Annotated in this window: 17 protein-coding genes and 3 pseudogenes; 9 read left to right on the plus strand and 11 right to left on the minus strand. The window is 62.6% G+C overall.

What is annotated here, in order from left to right:
• Positions 1-142 precede the first annotated feature (142 nt).
• The 6 genes from NOF53_RS27670 (at position 143) to NOF53_RS04010 (ending at position 4100) form a co-directional block, all read left to right on the plus strand.
• The gene (locus NOF53_RS27670; RefSeq protein ID WP_255965739.1) at positions 143-901 is read left to right on the plus strand and encodes a response regulator transcription factor; all 759 of its coding nucleotides are present in this window, start codon (positions 143-145) and stop codon (positions 899-901) included.
• Positions 898-2601 (plus strand): sensor histidine kinase, encoded by a 1704-nt coding sequence (locus NOF53_RS03990; RefSeq protein ID WP_255965741.1) that lies wholly within the window; start codon positions 898-900, stop codon positions 2599-2601. The genes NOF53_RS27670 and NOF53_RS03990 overlap by 4 nt, the downstream gene beginning before the upstream one ends.
• Before the next feature lie 36 nt (positions 2602-2637).
• The gene (locus NOF53_RS27865) at positions 2638-2823 is read left to right on the plus strand and encodes a hypothetical protein (RefSeq protein ID WP_374212559.1); all 186 of its coding nucleotides are present in this window, start codon (positions 2638-2640) and stop codon (positions 2821-2823) included.
• Positions 2820-3470: an alpha/beta fold hydrolase gene (locus NOF53_RS27870; RefSeq protein ID WP_374212560.1), complete on the plus strand. Its 651-nt coding sequence runs from the start codon at positions 2820-2822 to the stop codon at positions 3468-3470. The genes NOF53_RS27865 and NOF53_RS27870 overlap by 4 nt, the downstream gene beginning before the upstream one ends.
• Entirely contained in the window at positions 3353-3595 is a 243-nt protein-coding gene (locus NOF53_RS04005; protein WP_255965743.1) for an alpha/beta fold hydrolase, read from the plus strand. Before NOF53_RS27870 ends, NOF53_RS04005 begins: the two co-directional genes overlap by 118 nt.
• Positions 3596-3839: 244 nt before the next feature.
• A complete protein-coding gene (locus NOF53_RS04010) occupies positions 3840-4100 on the plus strand; it encodes a hypothetical protein (protein ID WP_255965817.1) in 261 nt (86 codons plus the stop codon).
• 488 nt (positions 4101-4588) lie between these two features.
• On the opposite strand, the pseudogene NOF53_RS04015 reads toward NOF53_RS04010, so the two are convergent.
• From NOF53_RS04015 to NOF53_RS04040, 6 genes and pseudogenes are all read right to left on the minus strand, one after another.
• A pseudogene (locus tag NOF53_RS04015) lies at positions 4589-6423 on the minus strand (acyl-CoA dehydrogenase).
• Positions 6424-6741: 318 nt separating this feature from the next.
• A pseudogene (locus NOF53_RS04020) lies at positions 6742-8438 on the minus strand (GMC oxidoreductase).
• A complete protein-coding gene (locus tag NOF53_RS04025) occupies positions 8435-9280 on the minus strand; it encodes an SDR family NAD(P)-dependent oxidoreductase (RefSeq protein WP_255965745.1) in 846 nt (281 codons plus the stop codon). Before NOF53_RS04025 ends, NOF53_RS04020 begins: the two are co-directional and overlap by 4 nt.
• 182 nt (positions 9281-9462) lie before the next feature.
• Entirely contained in the window at positions 9463-10464 is a 1002-nt protein-coding gene (locus tag NOF53_RS04030) for a hypothetical protein (RefSeq protein ID WP_255965746.1), read from the minus strand.
• A gap of 170 nt (positions 10465-10634) precedes the next feature.
• On the minus strand, positions 10635-12644 hold the full coding sequence (locus tag NOF53_RS04035) for a fatty acid desaturase (RefSeq protein WP_255965748.1): 2010 nt from the start codon (positions 12642-12644) through the stop codon (positions 10635-10637).
• Positions 12645-12769: 125 nt separating this feature from the next.
• Positions 12770-14020 carry a PucR family transcriptional regulator gene (locus tag NOF53_RS04040; protein WP_255965750.1) on the minus strand — a complete coding sequence of 417 codons (1251 nt, stop codon included), beginning with the start codon at positions 14018-14020 and terminating at the stop codon, positions 12770-12772.
• Between the two features lie 127 nt (positions 14021-14147).
• Between NOF53_RS04040 and NOF53_RS04045 the strand changes: the two genes are divergently transcribed.
• Entirely contained in the window at positions 14148-14393 is a 246-nt protein-coding gene (locus NOF53_RS04045; RefSeq protein WP_255965752.1) for a hypothetical protein, read from the plus strand.
• A gap of 339 nt (positions 14394-14732) precedes the next feature.
• Here the strand turns inward: NOF53_RS04045 and NOF53_RS04050 are convergent, their stop codons facing one another.
• Positions 14733-15032, minus strand: coding sequence for a hypothetical protein (locus NOF53_RS04050; RefSeq protein WP_255965753.1), 300 nt, complete (start codon positions 15030-15032; stop codon positions 14733-14735).
• 23 nt (positions 15033-15055) lie between these two features.
• Between NOF53_RS04050 and NOF53_RS04055 the strand changes: the two genes are divergently transcribed.
• Positions 15056-15196: a hypothetical protein gene (locus NOF53_RS04055; protein WP_255965755.1), complete on the plus strand. Its 141-nt coding sequence runs from the start codon at positions 15056-15058 to the stop codon at positions 15194-15196.
• A 27-nt stretch (positions 15197-15223) separates the two neighbouring features.
• On the opposite strand, the pseudogene NOF53_RS27875 reads toward NOF53_RS04055, so the two are convergent.
• Together NOF53_RS27875 and NOF53_RS04060 are read right to left on the minus strand one after the other, a co-directional pair.
• Positions 15224-15460: pseudogene (locus NOF53_RS27875) on the minus strand (LLM class flavin-dependent oxidoreductase); the annotation flags it as partial.
• 191 nt (positions 15461-15651) lie between these two features.
• Entirely contained in the window at positions 15652-16263 is a 612-nt protein-coding gene (locus tag NOF53_RS04060; protein WP_255965757.1) for a TetR/AcrR family transcriptional regulator, read from the minus strand.
• Between the two features lie 110 nt (positions 16264-16373).
• Here NOF53_RS04060 and NOF53_RS04065 point away from each other — a divergent pair, with 110 nt between their 5' ends.
• On the plus strand, positions 16374-17861 hold the full coding sequence (locus tag NOF53_RS04065) for an MFS transporter (protein ID WP_255965759.1): 1488 nt from the start codon (positions 16374-16376) through the stop codon (positions 17859-17861).
• Between the two features lie 616 nt (positions 17862-18477).
• Here the strand turns inward: NOF53_RS04065 and NOF53_RS04070 are convergent.
• Entirely contained in the window at positions 18478-19152 is a 675-nt protein-coding gene (locus tag NOF53_RS04070) for a hypothetical protein (RefSeq protein WP_255965761.1), read from the minus strand.
• A 153-nt stretch (positions 19153-19305) separates the two neighbouring features.
• Positions 19306-19941 (minus strand): DUF2461 domain-containing protein, encoded by a 636-nt coding sequence (locus NOF53_RS04075; RefSeq protein ID WP_255965763.1) that lies wholly within the window; start codon positions 19939-19941, stop codon positions 19306-19308.
• Positions 19942-19968: the final 27 nt, after the last annotated feature.

The following is a 19968-nucleotide window of genomic DNA, read 5'->3' on the forward strand; positions in this document are numbered from 1 at the left end:
GTTGCCGACGCCACCGGCCGCTCCGAGGTCACACCGGCATACCGGAGGCTATCAACGGGATCTCAACAGATTGACCCTTCGAACACTGCATTTACTGAACGTGGACTAGCGATCACGGAACAATGCGTGCAATGTCACACGGGTGAACACTTCGCCATATGGTGATCCTGATCGTGCCGCAACCACTCAGTGCCTCTCGGGTCGTCGAATACTCATAGTCGATGACGACGACGGCATCAGAACCGTCGTGCGCTGGCAGCTCAAAGATGCCGGATTCGACGTGACCGAGGCTAACGATGGCGCCTCGGCGCTTCAGATCATGTCGCGTGAGGTGCCATCGCTGATAGTGCTGGACCTCTCCCTGCAAGCTGTCGGGGGGTTGGACGTCCTGCGGGCAATTCGCGGCGGTCGCGCCGGGATCCCTCGCGAGGTCCCGGTAATCATCCTCTCTGGACGTAGCGGTGAAGCCGACCGCATCATTGGTTTGGATCTCGGCGCGGACGACTACCTGGTGAAGCCCTTCTCTCCTGGTGAGCTGGCCGCACGTGTGCGCTCACTTCTACGACGCGCCGGATACTTCACCGCATCTGAGGTTCTCACAGTCGGGCCGATGCAGATTGAGGTCACCAGCCGCGAGGTGACGATCGGGGGAGAGCGAGTCGAACTCACCGCCAAAGAATTCGATTTGCTGTCGTTCCTCGCGACACATCCCAGGCAGGTGTTCACAAGGCACCAGCTATTGGAGACTGTATGGCAGACTGCGGAATGGCTGGGGGAGGCCACCGTCACAGAGCATATTCATCGTCTGCGCAACAAACTCGGGAAAGAGTTCGTCGCCCCTGTGATTCGGACAGTACGAGGCGTCGGCTATCAATTTGACGTGTTACCCCGCAGGAGATGACGATGCGAACCCGACCGGCAGAGATCGGCGACGACGACCTGGAACCATCAGATGCATCCGTCCTGCTGCAGCGACAAATAGAAGTCCTCGCGCTGGTGGCGGCTGCCGCTCCGCTGAAGGAAACACTCGATGCGGTCATCGTCGCTCTCGAGGATCTGATGCCCGGTGCGCGGTGCTCAATCCTGATCGCAGATGCTACGGGATCAGCACTTCGTCACGGCGCCGCACCGAATCTCCCGGCTGTCTACCTTCGCTCGATAGATGGGATTCGGCCAGGGCCGAAAGCCGGCTCCTGTGGCACAGCCGCCTTCCTCGGGAAACCAGTAGTAGCCGTCGACGTTCGCACCGATGAGCGATGGACCGATTATCGCGACGCCGCAATACACTCCGGACTCGTCGCTTGCTGGTCATCTCCGATCTCCGCCCCCAGCGGCGAGATAGTCGGCACATTCGCGGTATATCACGGTCAACCACACCGTCCCAGCGACCGCGAAGGTCGGCTGGTCAACCGATTCACCTACCTCGCATCCGTGGCCATCGAACACAGCCGTCTGCTCGGAGAGCTCGTCGAGAGCGAGGAACTTTTTCGTCGGTCATTCGACGACAACCCCCTGGGGGAGGCCTTATTGCAGCTCGATCAGCGGTTCGAGAGAGTCAATGCCGCATTTGCACGGTTGAGTGGCTACCGCCCCGACGAGCTGGTCGGGCTCCCCCTCGACGCGGTCCTACACGTCGATTCGGGTACCTCGACACGCATTCAGGCCGAACTTCTCTCGCACGCAGCCGACTGTGTCACCCAGCAGATGCATCTGCAGTGCAAAGAAGGCCAGCTACGACCGGTCGAGGCCACGATCTCCGTAATACGCAGTCGCGAAGGTCTACCGTCGAGACTCGCGCTCAACCTCATCGACCTGACCGAGCGACTCGCTGCCGAGATCGATAGAAGGGCACGCCACGAAGCGGAAGTGGCGAGGCAGATCGCAGAGGAACACAGCAACGCGAAATCGAATTTGCTCACGTCGGTAAGTCACGAAGTGCGCACTCCCCTCCAAGCAATCAAGGGGTTCACCGAACTGCTGGCGACCCTCGATCTCGACGCGCCCAGGCGCCAGGAAGCACTCGCAAGAATCAACTTCGCGGCCGACCACCTGCTCGATCTGGTGACCGATGTCCTCGATATCAGTCGAACAGAAGCCGGCGTTCTTCCACTGCACGTGGAGTCGGTCGCAGTCGATAAGGCTGTCCGCCAGGTAGTGCCGCTGCTGTCATCCGCAATCTCCGATCGGGACGTCTCAATCCGACTCTTGATCGAACCCGGGGTCACGGTGAGGGCGGACCGGGGGCGACTCCACCAGATACTCCTCAACATCATCGGTAACGCCATTCGTTACGGACGCCGCGACGGTAACGTATGCGTCGTCGCGACCCCGAGTCCGACAGAAGTCAGCATCGAGATCATCGACGACGGACCGGGGATCGCCGCAGAGTACTTACCGCGGTTGTTCACTCCATTCGCACGGGCCGGTGGCACAACTGGACCCAGTGCGCCGGTTGACGGATACGGTCTCGGATTGATGCTCGCGCATGGGCTCGTTACCGCAATGGATGGGGTCATCTCTGCTCACAACTCAGACGGCGGCGGAGCGGTCTTCACCATCGTGCTCCCTCGAACGGACGACGTGTCATCACCAAGATCTTAGGAATTGTGTGGTGGCCCCGAACATAGCCCCTCCGAGGTGCTTTCGAAGGCCGGGGCATCGGAAGACTTGCCCCAGCTGTCGGCCGCATCCGCCACCCTCGGCGGCCAAATCGCCGCGCTGACATCGGTTCCCGCCGATGCGCTGTCGGCGGCCTCGACTGTGCTGTGGGTGCTCGAACCGGCGACGGTGGTCAATCTGGTTCTGGGCATTGCGACGGGGTGAGCGCTCTCACTGTCGGTCATCCCGGACCCGACCGGGTACACCCAGATCGCCGCACTCGTTGCGTCGATCCTGGCGAACGTCGACGTCATCCGATTGGCGACCATGGTCGGGCAGATCCAGGAAATCGCCTGGACCGACAGAAAAGGCTTGGTTCTGTTGCTGCACGGCGGCGGGCGGACCGGCATTCCTGGCGAAACACCGGACGCAGCCTCGCAGCGGACGGCTGGTCCGCCATCGCTCTGGACGCGCGTGGGCAGGACAGCCAGTGGGCACCGGACGGGGACTACGGCATCGACGCGTTGGTCGCCGACGGGACATCGATCATCGGCGAACTGAGGGAGAAGCCGGTGCTCGTCGGTGCCTCGATGGGCGGTATGACGTCATTGATCGGGCAAGGGGAAAATCCCGATCTCGCTCGCGGTTTGGTCCTGGTCGATATCGCACCGAAAATCGAAACCGCCGGTACCGCGGAAATCATGGCTTTCATGCGCAGTGGCCTTGAAAACCCACTCGCCAAGCGGACTCGATCGTGCGCTACGAACGCGCGCGGGACGCCGTGGCCGCGGTCACCGTTCCGACGATGCTCGTTCGTGGCAAGCAGTCGTATGTGGTCAGCGGGGAAGGATCCAAGAAACTGCTCGAGCTGATCCCGACCGCCACACTGATCTACGTCACCGGGGCCGGTCACATGGTCGCAGGTGACGATAACTATGCTTTCAGTTGTGGCCTGAAGGGATTTCTCGACGAAGACGTTGTCGCGTTGCTTCACTGATGCCGTCGAGACCCTCGAACGTAACCCGCATAGGCTCAGCTCGGATCTGCGTCCGTGTCGGTTGCATCGGTGGTCGGATTTGGCTCCGAAACCGGTCGCCGCCCGACCGGAATACATCCGCGAAGGGTCAGGGTGTGGGCCCCGATACCGGTTAACTGGTCGGCGGCGGTTCGTCCGACCGACGACAGGTCCAGATGAATGAGGCGTCGACGCGCGGCGACGGCACGTCTCTGAAATTTCAGTCGTGGCCGTGAATGTCGCACTGCCAGGCCTCTTCCCGAATCCGCTACGTGGTGCGGTTCTGATCATCGCCCGCTCGGGGCAGGTGGAGAACGTGGGCAACCGAACCGCAGCAGACCTCGAGCGTGAACTCGCCATGCCCGCCTACTTACGCGACTGCCTCCGTGCTTCGAAAGGCCAAGACTTCCGTATCCCGACCACCGCGGTCGACCAGGTTCTCGATGAGCTCAACAGTCTCGAACGATCACCGTGGGATCCGACATGATTCCGCCCATAACGCCCCAATGTGATCGACACGGCAGGCAATCGCGAACCATGTCGCTGCGTTCTCTCGTTGCTGTCGGCGGAGGTACACACGCGACGGGCGGCGCGTGAGCTGCTGGGGACGGCGGCGGTCATGATCCTCCTTCGTACGGTTGACGAGTCGGTGCGGCGGGCACATGTCGGCGCCACAAGATCGGAAGCTCTTCGGGAACCTGTCGGTCCAAATTTGATCGACGGTATCGAGTCGCGCCGCCTCGGGAAGCGCGGCACTACCGCATACACACGAAACATAGCGGGAAGGTCGAACGCTACAACCGCATCCTCGCCGAAGAACTGTTCTACTCCCGCGAATACACCGCCGAGCAGCAACGACGCGCCGCCGTCGATGAACGTTCACGACAATTGTCAATGACCGCATTCAAGACGCGGAGGACGACCGCCCGCCGCGTCCCGCCGGCGTCGCGTCACCAATGTTCATGCCTCATGCAACTAGAACGCCTCTTCCTCCAGCTCCATGATTTCGATGTCGAGGGTCTCGAGGATGTCCTTCGTTGAAGCCAGGATAGGCAGGATGTTCTTGGCGAAGTACGACGCGATGGCAACCTTGCCCCGATAGAACGGCCGGTTGTTTGCCGACGCGTCGCGGTCCAAGGCTGCCAACGCGACTTCGGCCTGCACCAGCAGTCGCCACGCGATGAGCAGGTCCCCCACTGCGTATAGGAATCGCACCGAGCCGAGCCCCACCTTGTACAGTTCGGACGGCTGTTGCTGGGAAGCCATCAGATAGCCAGTCAACGTCCCGGCCATTTCCTGTACGTCGGTCAACGCGGTCTCGAGCAGCACCCGTTCGGCCTTGAGTCGACCGTTGCCGGCGTCACTGTCGATGAACTCTCGTATCCGACCGGCCACATGTGCGAGTGCAACGCCACGGTCGCGGGCGATTTTTCGAAAGAAGAGGTCCTGCGCCTGGATTGCCGTGGTGCCCTCGTAGAGGGTGTCGATCTTGGCATCGCGGATGTACTGCTCGATGGGGTAGTCCTGTAGATAACCGGAGCCGCCGAGAGTCTGCAGGCTCTCGGTGAGCAGTTCGTAGGCCTTCTCGGACCCGACACCTTTGACGATCGGTAGCAGTAGGTCGTTGACCCGAGCGGCCAATTCGGCGTCTGCGCCGGAAACCAACTCGGCGACATCGGCATTCTGGTGTGCGGCGGTGTAGAGGTAGACCGCTCGGAGCCCTTCGGCGTAGGCCTTCTGCATCGCCAGGCTGCGTCGCACGTCGGGGTGGTGGGTGATGGCCACACGGGGTGCGGTTTTGTTTGTCAGTGCGGTGAGGTCCGCACCTTGAATTCTTTCTTTGGCGTAGGCGAGGGCGTTGAGGTAGCCGGTGGACAGTGTTCCGGCTGCCTTGGTGCCTACCATCATCCGGGCATTCTCGATGACCTGGAACATTTGGGCGATACCGTTGTGCACATCACCCACGAGCCAGCCCACCGCGGGAACGTCCGTTGCCCCGAAGGTGAGTTCGCAGGTCGGGGACGACTTGAGGCCCATCTTGTGCTCGACGCCGGTGACGTACACACCGTTTCGCTCTCCAAGTTCAAGTGTCTCCGAGTCGAAGTGGAACTTCGGAACGTAGAACAGGCTCAACCCTTTGGTTCCGGGACCGGCCCCCTCGGGGCGGGCAAGCACCAGATGGAAAAGATTCTCAGCAGTATCTCCGACGTCGCCGCCGGAGATGAACCGCTTGACGCCCTCGATGTGCCACGTACCGTCGGCCTGCGCGATCGCCTTTGTACGGCCTGCGCCGACATCGGATCCGGCGTCCGGTTCCGTTAGCACCATCGTTCCAGCCCAACCGCGCTCGAATCCTTCTTTGGCCCAATGTTTTTGCTGATCGGTGCCGACGCTGTAGAGCACGCTGGCCATCACTGGACCCATGTTGAAGAAGCTTGCGGATCCGTTTGCCGCGACCAGCATCTCGCTGATCGCCCAGACCAACGGCGCGGGAGCGGGTACACCACCCATGCCCTCCGGTAGGCCGAGCCGCGACCAACCTGCCTCGTTTACGGCCTCGATGGTCTTGCGCAGTGGCTCCGGGACCACGACGCGTGGTTGGGTGCATCGAATTCGACAGGATGCCGATCCGCGTCGGTGAAGGACGCGGCGACCGGGCCTTCGGCCAGCCTCGCGACCTCCGCGAGGATGTTGCGCACGGTGTCGGTGTCGAGGTCTCCGTAGGCGCCGGCATCCAATAGCTCACCGATCCCGAGTACCTCGAACAGATTGAACTCGATATCACGCACGTTGCTTTTGTAGTGGTTCATTTTCTCCGACCTTGAATAGTTTCATCGTTTTCGCAAGAAGGCCTGTCCCAACAGAGGTTTGGACAAGCGGCCGTAGTTAGATATGGCGAATGGGTGAACCGAGTTCCCGCCGTCGGTCGACCCGTCTGTCCCGTTATCACCTCCGATCGTTACGTGGCGCAAACCGGGCCGAAGGCTGAAAACGAGCAGCCTCGGACGGTGCTGCGGTGCCCCGGCGGCCCGTTTATGTGTAGGCGGTCGCTGCATGAGAGCTCCGGAGACTGTATCGGATGCCAATACTCAGCAACGCCAGAGGAGTGACGATGGTCGAGTAGAGCTTCAGCCGTTGGGCGGGCAGTCGAAACCCGGTATGCCCAGCAAGGTCTTCGCCGTAGCGGCCGCATGTGCGGGTAAGACAGGTTTGACGATTTCGTAGGGTGCTCCCAGTGCCGGCCGAGTGTCGGGTTCACCGCGGTTCGGCCAGAGGGCAAAGGCGCGTTCCGCTTGCGCCGCTATGGTGAGTGACGGGTTCACGCCGAGGTTCGCGCTGATAGCGGAGCCGTCCGCAACATGCAGGCCGGGATGTCCGTAGACGCGTTGATAGGGATCGATGACCCCTGAATCAGCGGAGTCTCCGATTGCGCAACCCCCTAAGAAATGGGCGGTAATGGGGATGTTGACGATATCGGTGATGGATCCACCCGGCTCGCCGCCGATCTCCTGCGCTAGGAGTCGGACAGCTTTGTGTCCCTGGGGAATCCAGGTAGGTGGTGCGGATCCAGGGCTGGGGCGACTGGTGAGCTTTCGCATACCGAAATGCCCTCGCTTGGTTGCGAGTCGTAGCGAGTTGTCCCCCGTTTGCATGACGAGGGCGACGATTGTGCGCTCGGACCACTTGCGGACGGACAGGCTACGGGCAAAAGCGGCTGGGTTGCGGGCCGCGACAGCAAAAGTCTTCAGAACACGAGGTACCCGGCCTCCTCCGTCAGTGAGCACTGTCTGGAGCAGGGCCAGGGCGTTACTGCCCTTGCCGTAGCGAACGGGTTCAATGTGGGTATGTGAATCGGGATGGAAGGACGAGGTGATGGCGATGCCGCGGCTGTAGTCTTCGCTTGGTTGTCGTGCGGTAGCTGCAAGGATAGCCTCGGAATTTGTGCGTACTGCAGTTCCCAGTTGACTGGAGAGTCCTGACAATTCACCGGTCTGGGCCATCTCCAACAGCAATCGTTGCGTGCCGTAAGTCCCGGCAGCAACGACGACTTGTTCGGCAGTGATCGTGGTGTCCCTGCGCCGCCCGATTCGGCCGGTCGGCCTCGTCAGGACCTCGTACCCGCCGTCCGTTCCAGGACGTACTGCTCTCACCGTCGTGAGCGGTCGGATTTGTGCACCTGATTGTTCGGCAAGGTACAGGTAGTTTTTGACCAGGGTGTTTTTCGCCCCAACTCTGCAACCTGTCATGCACGATCCACACTGAGTGCAACCGGTTCGTGAGGGCCCCGCACCGCCGAAGTACGGATCGTCGACGGTTCGTCCCTCTGGTCCGAAAAATACCCCGACTGGGGTGGTTGTGACTGTGTCCTCGACCCCCATTTTCTTCGCAACGGCAGCAATTGCCTGGTCAGCAGGAGTTGTGTGGGGATTGGGCACTACGCCGAGCATTTTCTTGGCTCGGTGAAGTAGGGGGCCAATTCCTCTTGCCAGTTCGTGATGTGCGCCCATTGAGGATCTTCATAAAAAGCGCGGGTTGGTTCGTAGAGCGTATTGGCGTAATTCAGGGATCCACCTCCCACTCCGGCCCCGGCCATGACCAAGACGTCGGGCAGTAAATGCACACGTTGCAGTCCGAAACAGCGCAGTTTCGGAGCCCAGAGATATCGCCGCACATCCCAGTTCGTTCGGGGAAATTCGTGGTCCGCGAATCGTCGGCCGGCTTCGAGTACCGCTACGCGGTAGCCCTTCTCCACGAGACGGAGAGCGGATACGCTGCCGCCGAAGCCTGAACCGATGATCACGACATCGAAGTCGAACGTGCTCACGCGGCACCCGCTACGGTTCGGGGGTGCTTCGTTCCGGTATGCCAAGCTAACCAATGAAATGGGCGTGGGATCGCACGCGCGATAGGGTGCAGTGCAGCCCACCTCCATGGTGCGTGGACATCGTCCGCGTCGCGGCGTATCGCCGAGACGACGACGTCGGCGACTTGCTCGGGAGTCATAGTGCCGAGGAGCTTCTCGATCCTCGGGATCCGTTCGGCAGCGCCGGGGTTGCGGTCGAAGTAGGGGGTGTCGACCTTCGCGGGCGTTACTGAAGAAACACGGACGCCGGTGCCGCGCAGATCTTGTCGAAGAGACTCGGTGAATCCGCGGATGGCATAGCGAGCTGATGCATAGCCGACTGCCCCGGGCCAGGGAACCGTGGCAGCTGGGGTATTTATCTGCATGATGTTACCGGAGCCCCGGGCTATCATCGGTGTCACGAATGCACGGCTGATAAAGAATGCTGCAAAGTATGGCGCAGCCATCATCTGGACTGCTTCTTCCGGATCGGTTTCGTCGAGGAACAGGAATCGGCCGGCACCAGCGTTGTTGACGATGATGTCCGGAACACCGATATCCCCGAGCACCTGGTCGGCCAAGTCTTCGACCTCCGAGTACGACGTAAGGTCAGCGGGCAGAGCGTGTGCTTGGCCGCCTCGAAATTTGATCAACTCGGCCGCTTCTTTCAGCGGCCCTGGTGTTCGGGCGACGAGGATCACTTCTGCGCCGGCAGCAGCGATCGCCGCGGCGGTAGCAGCACCAATACCTGATGACGCTCCCGTCACAACAGCTAGTTTCCCGGTCAAGTTCATTGTGATGGTTCGTTTCTGATTGAGGGTCAATGGATGATCAGCTGTCGTAGCTGTCGTAGCTGATGGAGATCGCGGAGCTGGTCAGGCGAGATCCAGCTTGGGTGGTGGCGTTGTTCGCTGGGATACCATTGCCTTGTCCAGTGACCTTGCACTGTCCAACGGTGCGCGTTTGTGCGCGTTGGTGTCTCGTCTTCGGTGGTCCGCATTGAGCACTAGGGCCGGTAGGACATGTACGTGATCTGTGATGGCTTCTTGCGTCGCCGGGTGGTCGCAGACTTCGCGGCAGACACTGTTGTGGACTCGGTCTGGGTCGTCTTCTGCCGGAGCATGTGAGTGAAGGAGACGAAGACCCCGAGTATCTCCGCGGATGTCCATCCGCGGTAGCTCGTGAGGGCTTCCTGCCGGACATCCGAATCCATACCGGCGGGGGTGAGGCCGTCGATCAAGTGCAGGCTCGGTGGAGTGTCGCTTTCGGGTGGGCTGAGTTCAGCTTCCGCGGTCGGGATCGGCAGGTAGACGTGGTTGATGTATCGGTATGCCGCGCCTGGGCGGAGCTCACCCTCGTCGCCGAGGAATTCTTCTACTCCGGCTGCCGATACGAGCTGGACCGAGAGACGCGTGTCATACAAGATATTCCACAGAAGGACGAGTCCGCCTTCGGGTCGGGCGAGATACGCCACTCCGGAAGGTGACGGCAGGTCATCGGGTGTCACGCTCACTTCGGCAGAAGTCTTGCTACCGGCGCGGATGAGCGCTGTCATTTCCTCGGAGGCGTAGTACGCGTGCCGGTCGGCAGTAGCCTCGCTCGTGCACCGATACGCGCTGTACATTCCAAACACCGAGTGCTCTTCAATGGCACCGATGGCGGACCCTTCAGGTCCGAAGCAGAAGTAGCGCTCGGTATTGACCAGCAATGATTCAGCTGATTGACCGTGAAATTTGCACCACCACGCAAGAGTGGGGCCGATCGTTCGTGAGGCGCGGAACTCTTCGAACTCAGGCACCACCCAGGCGAATGGCTCGAGGTATTCGAAGACGGGTGTGGCGGTTTCGTCGAGTGCGTCCAGTAGCAGTGGCATCTGTGCCGGTTTCAAGTCGGCCAAAGCCTTTTGTGCCTGTCGACGGATCGGCAGGCCATGCCGGAAATGCTCACCCGTCACGAACGGCCCATTGAAGTCCTGTTCGGTCCTGTTCCGATGTGTTGCTTTACTCATCGTTCCACCCTCAGGTATGTGACTGTGTGAACCGGATTCACCGGCGGTCATCCCCGCCGCTGACCGAGGCAAGCCGCCAGAAGTTTCCGACCACGGCCCACCGGGTGCCCTGGCGACGGCGGCGCCGGTGACCCGTGCGGCCTTCTCGTAGTGTTCGCGCATGTGTGAGTTCAGCTGTCGTAGTCGACTGCGACCGTGGGGGTGGTGGGATGGGATTGACAGGTCAGTATGAAGCCGGCCTCGGCCTCGGCCGTCTGAAGTGCAAAATTTTGCTCCATTGATACTGCTCCTGTGGTGACTCTGGCTTTGCAGGTGCCGCACGCGCCGCCGAGGCAGGCATAGGGGGCGTCGATGTTGTTTTTCAGCGCGGATTCGAGGACGGTCTCACCGGGGGCGAGTTCGACGGTGTGATTCGCGCCGGACAGCGTGATGGTCACTTCGGAGGCGGGGAAGTTCTCGACGTGTCTGGGCCGGTTCGTGCCGCGGAACAGTTCGAGGTGTATCCGTTCGGTCGGCACCTTTTCGGTTGCGAGGTCATCGCGGATTGTGGTGGTGAGTTCGCTCGGGCCGCACAGGTACCACCGGTCGATCGTTGTGAGGTCGGTGGCGAGGAGGCGTTGAACCATCGCCAGATCGATACGGCCGCGAAGAGAGGCGGGGTGGTGCGCCTCGGCGGAACGGATGTGGAAGATGCGTAGCCGGTCTGCGTACCGGGATTCGAGCTCGTCGAGTTCGGCGGCGAACATGGTCGACTCTGCGGTTCGGTTGCCGTAGAAGAGGGTGAAGCGGCTCTCGGTCTCGATCTCCATGGTGGTGCGCAGAATCGACAGGATGGGCGTGATGCCGCTCCCGGCGGCTACCGCGACATAGTGGTGCCGGGCGAGTGGATCGAGAGGTGCGCCGAAGCTACCCGTGGGCGTCATCAGTTCCAGGACGTCACCGGCTCGCAGTGTGTCGACCGCGAAGCTCGAGAACTTCCCGCCGGTGATGTGGCGTATGCCGATCGCCAGTTCTCCCGAGGTGGCGGAGGTGCAGATCGAGTAGTTTCGTCGCACCTCCTTTCCGTCGATGCGGTGTTGAACGGTCAGGTGTTGACCGGCCTGGAAGGCGAACTGGTCGCTGAGGTGATCGGGAACGTCGAAGGTGACCTTGACGCTGTCCGGAGTCAGAGGCTCGACGCTTGTGACAGGGATCGGGTAGGTGCTGGCATGGCGTGCCGCGGAGGAACGCGGCATTCGGACCGGGAGCAGTGCAGCTAGTTTGCCGTTGAGGCGTTTCCACTCCTGGTACTGGGTGGCGTCGAGCTGCTGCCCGAAGACGGTGCTTATTGCCGAGTCGCGCTCGAGGTAGGCGGCCTCATTGCGTCGCCAGGCCGCGACGTAGCGGTAGAACGGGATGGAGGGGTGTAGATGGTGGACCAGGTGATAGTTCTGCGACAAGAGCAGGGGAGTGAGGATCCATTCCGAGCCGACGCGGTTACGGGTCGCGCGATAGCGGTTCTCACGTTGGGTGTCTTCGAGGTCGTGGTGGGGTAGCCAGTCGAACCACCACGCGAGCACGAACATCGCGACCCGTTCGGGGATCAGGTAGATCAGCGCGAGCGTCCACAGATGTCCGGCGAAGGCGGCCGACGCGATGACCGTCACCGAAAGGGTCATCAAGGCCGCCGTTTCCAGAATCTCGGCGCGTGGGCGGCGACGCAGGTTGCGCACCAGGAAGCTGATGTAGGGCAGGTCCATGGCCGGGAAGCGGATGGGCAGCTGCCACCAGGGCGAGGCGCTGACGAAGTGATCGGGATCGGACTCACCGTCGTTGGTGTTGCGGTGGTGCTCGATATGGATGAACGCGAAAGACTTGAAGGAGATCAGAGGCGAGACGAAGAACATTGCCACGCGACCGAAGGCGACGTTGACCCAGCGATGTGAGCTGATCGAGTAATGCGAGGCGTCGTGCAGCACGGTGAACAGGATGAAGATTGCTGCGGAGCTCGCGGCGATGGTGGCGATCGCAGGCAACGTGTCGGTGAGCGCGGCCCAGGTCGAGAGGCCGAAGAGCGCAAGCGCAAATGTGCCGATGCCGACTATCGGCCAGGACAGCGTAGGAACCTGCTCGCCCGGATCAGGCAACGCGTGCTGCGAGGCCGCTGCTGGGGGTTGGGGTGCTCGAGTCGTGGTCGACATCGGACTCCTCCTTCGCGCTTCGGGATGAGATACCTCACAACCTATGTTCGGCCGGTATCGGTCGACAAGGCCATCCCAGCCCTCTCCGGTGTGCTGTCAGCACATCCGGCGTGCTCGGGCTCCGGTCAGCGCGGCTTCGGCTCGGGCAACACCGAGGCCCCCAGCACATTGCAGACGATCAGCGCTGCGTGCAGTTCGGCGATGTTGCTCGTTGCGGGCCGGCCTCTGCGCTCTTCGGCACGACGCACCCTTTGCAGGACCGTGTTCCGGTGGATTCCCAAGGTGCTCGCTGCGGTCGCCAGGCTCCCTTGCGCGTCGAGAACAGCCAGGAGCGCGGCGCGCTCGCTGCGCTCTTTTGCGTCGTCCCGTGCGAGAGCGCCGAGCTGAGCGGCGACGAAGGCCCGCGCCGCATCCAGGTCGCGCGAGATGGCGTCTACCAAGGCAACATTGCTGAAGTGGGTGATCGATGGCGCCGCGCGACCGGACAGTTCGATGATTCGGCGAGTGCGTAGAGCCTCGAGGTGGGAGGTGCGGAAGCCTGCTGCCCCCGGATGGGGTGAGCCCACCGCGATATGAACCTTTTCGCGTTCGCCGGGAAACTCAGTCGCCATGCCCGTGAGCGAAGTCCTCACGTCCCCCGTGATCGACGCCCATCCCCACACTGCGAGTGGGCCGTCCGCCACGACGAGTGAGTGACCGGCCCCAAGGAACCTTCCAACCTGCCGAGCGAATCCCTCGAGGTCGACGCCGCGGTCGTCGACCCAGCACACGAAACCGATCTGCCGACCGGTGAGCCGGTGGCTGAGCACACGTTCGGCGCGAGCGATGTCGACGCGTTCCCCAACGAGCAGTGCCCGCACGACATCGGCGCGTTCGGCTCTTGCCTGGTTCTGGCGTCGGTCGAGCTCAGCGACGTACTCGGCGGCCACCAGACTGGAAATGCGGTCGATGTATCGAAATCCGTAGCGCTCGAGATCGATAAACGTCCTCAACGCGACAGCGGGGTCCTCGATCCAGTCAGTGAGTGAGTCGGAAAGCTTCTCGGTGAAGTACTCATGACCCAACCGATAGAACCGCAGCATCACATCGACGCTGTGCCCTCGTGATGCCATTGCGCGCGCGTGTTCGAGCGCCGTTACCGGCGCCTCCGCAGCCGCTACATCGATCCCATGACGAACCATCGAAAGTACCGCTTCGAGGTTCGACGAGCACGATCCCAGAGTCAGGCCGCGAAGCTCGGCATCCCCGCCGACCTCCGGTATCCGTTCGGCTATATACGCCAGCATGTCGTCAGCCAGGCTGGACACATCCGCCAGCAGAGACGCAGCAATACCCCTTCCAGCCTCCGCACCGTGAGCCGGCTCCAGCGCCTCCATATCTGCACACTAACCTGCGAATCAACGTCGAAGACGGCAATGTCGTCGACATGCGCGCGCCGAACATGAGCCCGGCGGCGGCCCGCAGGCAACCTCACACAGTCGGTCGACTGTTCTAGAAGGAACCATGAGCGAACATCTGGCCACGCCCCGAACTCGGGATCGTCGGCCGGCGGCAGACGCGTTCGCTCAACTCATGGATGCACAACGTTCCGGCTCTGATGCGTGGCCGCGACCGCGCGCGGTGAGCCACCCGGGTGCCAACCTCATCGCGATCACAGGTCTGGGCGGAATCGACTCCCTGTCGGGCACCGCCGCATTCAACGGCGTCGAGATCCAAATCCAGGCCCTCGACTCTCCAACACCGGCGTAAACCGGCGATCATTGCACAGCGACTATCAAAGGGTATATCCCGCATGACCGAACACAATCCCGCCCGCAACCCCGAACAACGCGTCATCGACGAGATCGACGCCCTCGTCGAATGACAGTTCGAGGAGGGCCGCAGGCGAGGTGACGGCCCACGACCGAGCGACACTGAGCCCATCAAGAACGACAGCTTTGCCGAGGCGACTGTCGCGCTGCGCAACGCAGTTCCGCGGATCTGTACATTCGTGAACGGTGTGCATCGATTGGCGCGGACGATCCCGCTGATTGCCAAGTCCGAAGCCGCGGTGGGAGCGCGAATGCGTGGGCGCTGATCCTCGAACGATTACCCGGACGGTTCGGTGATTCGTGGGTCGAGTCCGTATTGGTCGCGGGCCCCGAGATGGGCTCGCAGGGTGGCGCCTTCGTAATCGAGCTGAAAAAGTCCGCGTTCCTGCACGATCGGGACGACCTGGTCGACGAAGGCGTCGACGCCGTCGTGGTAGCCGTCGATGGCGAGTGAGAAGCCGTCGCAGGCGCCTGCCTCGAACCACTTCTGCATGTGGTCGGCGACGTCGGTGGCGGTGCAGGCGACGACGGGATGGTAGTCGATGACTCCGTGTGCGATGACTCGCGCAGGGGCCATCCTTCGCGGACCACCTCGATGGCGTGGGCGGAACGTGGGTCGTGTGGGTTGGGCTCGATGTCGGAAAGTTCTCGCGCAGAGAGGGGCTCATCGATCTGGTGGTAACCGAGTGGCAGGCCGATCATCGTTCCGAGGTAGCGCACGCGCTGCCGCAGGTCGACTGACTCGTCCAGCAGTCGCCTCCGGTCCAGTGCGGCGCGGCGGGAGGATGCGATGGTCGGCATGAACCCGGCGAACATCTTGACGTCGTCGGGGTTGCGTCCGGCTCGCCCAGCGGCGGCGCGTAACGCGCGGCGCTGGGCTTGCCCGTCTTCGATGGTGTAAGGGTTGGCATAAACGCCGTCAGCGTAGCGGGCGGCCAGTTCCAGGCGTTCATGCCGCCACCCGCCTGGAAGAGGACCGGTTGGCCCTGCTCGTCCTGCTCCCAACTACCCCACAGGGCCTGCACGATCTGGACTACCTCGTGCGCGCGTTCGTATTTGTCGCTGCGTGAACGGATTTGGCGTCTGAAGTTGGCCGCGGCGGCGGGGTCGGAGGTGCCGACCGGGCTCGCAACAGCCCTTCGGCGGAGCCCCCGAAGGTTACCGGAGCACGCCGAAAGTTCTGTCTATAGCGATGATCAGGCCGGGGGATCGCCGACGCCGGCGGCATCGAGCAATGCGCTGGCGGTCTCGACTGCGAGGCAGTCGAGGCGCTGTGCCTGTACGACAGAGCGGGCGCTGGCTCCGTCCAAGACGAGAGTGAGCTGTCGGGCCAACCGGGCGGGGTCCTTCGCACCGCCGCGTGCCGCCTCCTGCTGGAAGAACGTGGTCAGCTTGTCCTTCTGGCGACGCGCGACCACACTCGCCGGATGCTCGGGCGCTTTGACTTGGACCGCCGCAGCGACGAACGGACAGCCACGAAAGTCGTGTCTCCGCTCCAGGTCTTCAAACCGTTCGAAGACGTGCAGTATCCGTGCTCGCGGCGGACGTTCGTCGCCTTCGGCTGGCAACAGTGAGGCCTGATAGTCGGGTGCCGTGCGCTCCAGCAGGCTGGCGGCGATTAGATCATCTTTGCTGTCGAACAGCTGGTACATCGAACGCTTGGATACACCGGCCGCTCGGCACAAAGTGTCGACGCCGATGTGGACGCCCTGTTCGTAGAACAGCTTCGCCGCGGCGTCGAGCAACCGGTCGCGCGAGGAAACGGCACCAGCGCCCGCCGCAGGCGAGGACGTTGTCGGGTTGGTCATAGACGACAGGCTACCCCTCGAGTTGCGCTTTGAAAACTGATCTGTTTTCCTCATTGGAAACAGATCGGTTTCTGAAGTGATCTACACATGACCAGCAACAAAGGGGACAAATGACTACCACGATCGGGGCACCTGCCTCAGGTAAGACAGGCCGTCGCGGCTCACACGCCTTGCGCTGGTGGGTGCTAGTCGTGCTGGGTGTGGCCCAGCTCATGGTGACGCTCGACGCGACTGTCGTGAACATCGCGCTGCCCGCGGCCCAACAGGACCTCGGTTTCAGCGACGGCGACCGGCAGTGGGTTATCACCGGCTACGCGCTGGCGTTCGGCAGTTTGTTGCTGTTGGGCGGCCGACTGGGTGACCTGTTCGGCCGACGTAACACCTTCGTGATCGGTCTGATCGGTTTTGCGGGTGCATCTGTCGTCGGCGGCGCGGCCAGTAGCTTCGAAATCCTCGTCGCGGCCCGTGTCGGCCAGGGCGTCTTCGGTGCTCTGCTGGCCCCCGCGGCGCTCTCGCTGCTTACTGTGACCTTCACCGAAAAGTCCGAAAGAGCCAAGGCCTTTGGCATATTCAGTGCGTTGTCCGGTGCTGGCGCCGCCATCGGTCTACTGCTCGGCGGCATGCTGACCGAATGGGCGTCCTGGCGTTGGGTGATGTTCGTGAACGTCGGATTCGCCGCCGTCGCCTTGGTCGGTGCGGTGCTGCTGCTGGCCAAGCATGTCACCACCGAGCGGCCCAAGCTCGACATTCCGGGCACCCTCGTGGTGAGCGCCGCGCTGTTCGCCATCGTCTACGGATTCGCGCACGCCGAATCATCCGGCTGGACCAACCCGGTCACCCTCGGGTGCCTGATCGGTGGAGTCGTACTGCTCGCGGTGTTCGTCTGGCTGGAGGCGAGGGTCGCACATCCGCTGCTTCCCCTGCGACTGGTGCTGGACCGCACGCGCGGTGGTTCGTTCTTGGCGGTGTTCGTCATGGGCATGGGGATGTTCTCGATCTTCCTGTTCCTGACCTTCTATCTGATTGTCAGCTTGGGCTACTCGCCGATCGAGGGCGGTCTGGCGTTCCTGCCGATGGTCGCGGGCATCGTTCTCTCGTCGACCACGGTGCCGTCGCTGCTGTTGCCCAGGGTCGGTCCGAAAATTGTGATCAGCAGTAGCTTCCTGGTTTCCGCAGTCGGCATGGTTTGGCTGACGCAGCTCGAATTGGGCAGCAGCTTCGTCACCGATGTCCTGCCTGGCCTGGTCTTGCTGGGTATCGGCCTCGGTGGTGCGATGACCACCGCGTTCCAGGGCGCGACCGCAGGTGTGCACCACGAGGACGCTGGTGTCGCCTCGGCGCTGATCAACACCAGCCAGCAGGTAGGTGGCTCGATCAGCACGGCGCTACTGACCACCGTTGCCGCGTCGGCGATGACCGACTACCTGACCTCGCACCAGCCCGGGCCGCTGACCGTGGCGCAGGCCCACGTCGCCAGCTACACGGCCACCTTCACGTGGGGCACCGGAATCTTCGTGGCCGGTGCGGTGATCGCGGCGTTGCTGGTGCCGAATGCAGCTCTGGCACCGTCGGAGGGCGAATTGGTGATAGCGCACTGAGCTGTTCCGCTCGAACCGCACCACGCCCGCGTCGTGATAACGCGGGCGTGGTGCTGTTTGTGTGCGGTCGCAAGAGGAAAGTGTTGGCGCAGCACATTGTTGGGCATTGACCCGACTGTCCAGCGGGTACGCCGAACGGTTCGCGGTATCAAATCGGCACCAACGCGATTTAGGTCGCCCAAGCGTTCGGTGTCCGGCGTTGCCGTGACCGCCGGATCCTCGAAGACACTCCGCGCCTACCGCGATTTCGGTGCCGACATCCTCGTCAACTACACCGACGCCGACTTCGTGACGGCGGTGAAAGAGGGCAAAAGGCGGGCAAGGCATGGACGTCGTCCTGGCCGATATGGGCACCGCCTATCTCGCCCGCAATGTCAGCGCCCTCGCCTAGAGTGGGCGACTGGTGGTGACCGGCCTGCTGGGGCGGTTCGGACGGCACACTTAGCCTTCCGTAACGCATGGCCACGCGCCCGGCGTCGACTCCAGCAGCCTCCGCGCCCGCCCCGCCACAGCTCGACTGAGCGACCGCGGCCAGCGGCCCAGTTCGCCGGCATCGGCAACCCGACTCGACCGTGTGCTCGGCGCCGGCAGTGAGCTTACCGACGTGGCGTGAGGCCTACCGTCCCGCGGCGATCCGGGCCTTCTCGAGCGCGGCGAGGGTGCGGAGCACGGTGGCGCGCTGCTTCTCGAGGTCGCTGAGGCGGGCGCGCGCAGCCAACCCGACAGGCTCGCCGATCTGGCTCATCTGGGTGTCGATCGATGTCAGCTGCTCGAGGAGTCCGGTGACCCGGGTTTCGAGGGCGGCGACGTCGACGGAATCGGTGCGCACGGGTGCCGCGGGAGGGGTGGACGGGCTGCGCGACGAACTCGGGCGACTGGACGTGGATGCCGCGGACGTTCCGGAATGTGCCGAACTGCGAGGCTCCGAGACGACACTGGCGGCCCGGGGGCGCAGCGCCTTCCGCACGGTCGCGGGGTCGGGAAGCTCGGACAGCTTCACCTCATTCAGCTCACGACGCGCATCGCGGGCCTTGACACGGTGTTCGCGCTCTTCGTCGTCGTCCGACTGCAGCGTGCCACCCAGGGGGCGCAAGCCGTACATGCCGAGGAAGCGGCGGGCTTCGTCGATCACGGATTCCTTCTCACGGCAAGCGCCACAGCGAGGTTCGTTGCGAAACATCTCGACCGCATGGTCATCTCCGCACCAGACGCAAGCCCCCGGCGACCAACGTCGGACGTTTCGAATTGCACCGATATCGATAGGGCCGGAGAGAGTCTGCGCGTCGATCACGACGAGCCACAGTAGGGCACAGCGAGCCCGGGCGTCACATTGCCTCGCAGGCGACCTGCACTTCTGCGAACGAGCGTGACGAAGATCATGTTTGGCCTCGGGTGAGAGAGTGCAAACGCTGTGTGCCGCACAACTTTTCCCGACCAGTCAGTTTCATTCGCCCGCGCCGATCACCGTGGTCAGCCACTCGACGAGCGGTCGCATCTCGCACCAGGCGGTGCGCACTTCCTGTGCGGTGCGCGGAGTGTCGATCCAGTCGGGGGAGAGGTACTTCTTGCCCGCGGTCAGCGATTTGTGGCGCATCAGATCCAGCCGCGGATGATCCTCGGCAACGCCGCGAGGCCGAGTCTTCACCTTGTCGCCGCCGATCTCATATCCCGACGACTGCACCTTCTTCACGAGCCGCACCAGTTGGCGTCCCTTACGATCGTCGTCGACCGCGTCGCGGAACCGGGTGACTTGAACAGGCGTATGCGAGTAGAAGCCGCCCGCGACGAACAAGCCCGATGCATCGATCTGTACGTAGAAGCCCACTCCCGGGCGCGTCTCGACGAAACCGCCCTGATGGGTCTTGTACGGGGTCTTGTCCTTCGAGAAGCGCACGTCGCGGTAGGGGCGAAACACTTTGCCCGCACCGAACTCCTCCTCGAGTTCGGCCAGCAACGCTGTCATGGGAGCCCGCACTACCTCGTCGTAGACGGATTTGTGCGCGGTCCAGAAGCTCTTGCTGTTGTCTGCCTCGAGATCTTCGTAGAAGTCGAGTGCAGCGATAGGTATTCCGGTGAACACGACAGAAGGCTACGCCTGTGAGTGGTT

This window comes from Rhodococcus tibetensis (genome assembly GCF_024438035.1).
Lineage (GTDB): Bacteria > Actinomycetota > Actinomycetes > Mycobacteriales > Mycobacteriaceae > Rhodococcus_F > Rhodococcus_F tibetensis.

What these genes read in the sequence shown, in the direction of transcription:
- NOF53_RS03990 (WP_255965741.1), top strand. Translation starts at nt 898, where the DNA reads ATGACGATGCGAACCCGACCGGCAGAGATCGGCGACGACGACCTGGAA.
- NOF53_RS04030 (WP_255965746.1), bottom strand. Translation starts at nt 10,464, where the DNA reads ATGAGTAAAGCAACACATCGGAACAGGACCGAACAGGACTTCAATGGG.
- NOF53_RS04035 (WP_255965748.1), bottom strand. Translation starts at nt 12,644, where the DNA reads ATGTCGACCACGACTCGAGCACCCCAACCCCCAGCAGCGGCCTCGCAG.
- NOF53_RS04040 (WP_255965750.1), bottom strand. Translation starts at nt 14,020, where the DNA reads ATGGAGGCGCTGGAGCCGGCTCACGGTGCGGAGGCTGGAAGGGGTATT.
- NOF53_RS04045 (WP_255965752.1), top strand. Translation starts at nt 14,148, where the DNA reads ATGAGCGAACATCTGGCCACGCCCCGAACTCGGGATCGTCGGCCGGCG.
- NOF53_RS04050 (WP_255965753.1), bottom strand. Translation starts at nt 15,032, where the DNA reads ATGGCCCCTGCGCGAGTCATCGCACACGGAGTCATCGACTACCATCCC.
- NOF53_RS04060 (WP_255965757.1), bottom strand. Translation starts at nt 16,263, where the DNA reads ATGACCAACCCGACAACGTCCTCGCCTGCGGCGGGCGCTGGTGCCGTT.
- NOF53_RS04065 (WP_255965759.1), top strand. Translation starts at nt 16,374, where the DNA reads ATGACTACCACGATCGGGGCACCTGCCTCAGGTAAGACAGGCCGTCGC.